Here is a 1,559-nt window from a genome sequence, read left to right as displayed (position 1 = left end):
TGAATGAATTTCATAAATTGAATCCTTAGAGCCTCAAGGGTTTTGAAACGCAAAAAAAGGAGTACCTCCCCAAATTGTCGAAATAAGTAAGCACCACACAAACTTATAAGACTGGAGGGAGACTCCCTATGTCTATTATACGACAAGGAAGCCTATTTGACATACAAGAATTATATGATTTAGAACCTACCCAACGATTTGAAGCCATTTTTTCAGCTATAGACATTGAGCCCATCTTCGCTGTGGTAACGAAGAAATCTCGATTTGGTAGGCCTGTTGATCTGAACTACGCAGCTATGATCTACTCGTTGGTTGCTAGAATTTCAGAACGGATTCCATTTATTAAAGATCTCGTCAAACGATTAAAGAATGACATGATTTTCCGTCTCGACTGTGGTTTCTTGGTATCTGATTCCGTGCCATCAGAAGCAGCTTATTCAAGAATAGTAACGATCATCAGTGAATCCAACGTTCTCGAAAAGGTTCAAGAAACGCTGCTTCATCAAGCCATTACAGAGGGCTTTATTACCGATGATACAGTGGCGATTGACGCGACCCACTTTCTCGCAAAAGATCAGGCCCCACCAAAGGAGGAACAACCTAAACAGGAACCTAAGAAACGTGGGCGTAAATCAAAGGAAGAACGCGAACAATGGTTAGTTGAAAAGGCCGAACGCGAAGCCAATCTTCCTCTTTTTGAAAAGAAAATCGAAGAACAGTTAGACGTACCATTAGCCGAACTGCGTGCCGAGATTCCCCAAGCTCCAGAGTGGGGTGTAAAGAAAAATAGTGAAGGTAAAAATGTCTTTTGGTATGGCTATAAAGCTCATTTAGCAGTTGGCACCACAAGCCAATACATTCTTCAATCTCTTCTTTCTTCGGCCAACTTGAATGATGGAAAGGCAGCGATTCCTTTATTAAAAGGGATCCACGAACGTGTGACTCTTTCTTCTTTGCGCTATGAAACAATGGATGCAGGATACGATTACGAACCCATTTATACCCAGATTCATCGAATGGGGCATCAAGCTGTGATTGCTTATAATAAACGTAATGAACCTGAACCGATTGGGTTTGATAAACATTTCGCACCTACTTGTGTCCGTGAGCATTCCTATCGCTACGATAGTTTTGACTCCAAATATGAAACGCTAAAATACACAAGGCCTAAAGAATGTGAAGACTGTCCGTTAGCCAATGATGGTCTTTGTCAAAAGGTATACAAAGTAAAAATCACCACAGATCTTAGGAAATATACAGCTCCAGCACGTGGATCTAAGGCTTGGAAAAAGATCTTTAAACGTCGAACCGCTGTAGAGCGTGTGAATGCTTATCTCAAGGAATATTTCCAACTAAACAATGTTCGTTATCGTACGGGGAAACGGGCCAAAGTTCATTTTGACCTCGTTACTTTAGTTTATAATGCTTCAAAACTAGCTGCCGACCGTCTCAATCTCATGTTAAATCAACAGCAGGCAGCATAAAGGTAAAAATTGTAATTAAAAATCAAATTCTGCAAGTCTTTATTTCTTTAGAATAAGGAATTATGAAATTGATTC

1 protein-coding gene is annotated in these 1,559 nt (G+C 40.2%); it reads left to right on the top strand.

Annotation, left to right across the window (positions count from 1 at the left end):
- The first annotated feature begins 128 nt into the window (after window positions 1–128).
- Entirely contained in the window at window positions 129–1,484 is a 1,356-nt protein-coding gene (locus IC621_RS26200) for an IS1182 family transposase (protein ID WP_191162973.1), read from the top strand.
- The last annotated feature ends 75 nt before the right edge of the window (window positions 1,485–1,559 follow it).

It is taken from the genome of Metabacillus arenae, from assembly GCF_014773385.1.
Classification (GTDB): Bacteria; Bacillota; Bacilli; order Bacillales; family Bacillaceae; genus Metabacillus_D; species Metabacillus_D arenae.
The sequence above is the reverse complement of the archived record's forward strand: the minus strand, read 5'-3'. Positions and strand labels throughout refer to the sequence as shown.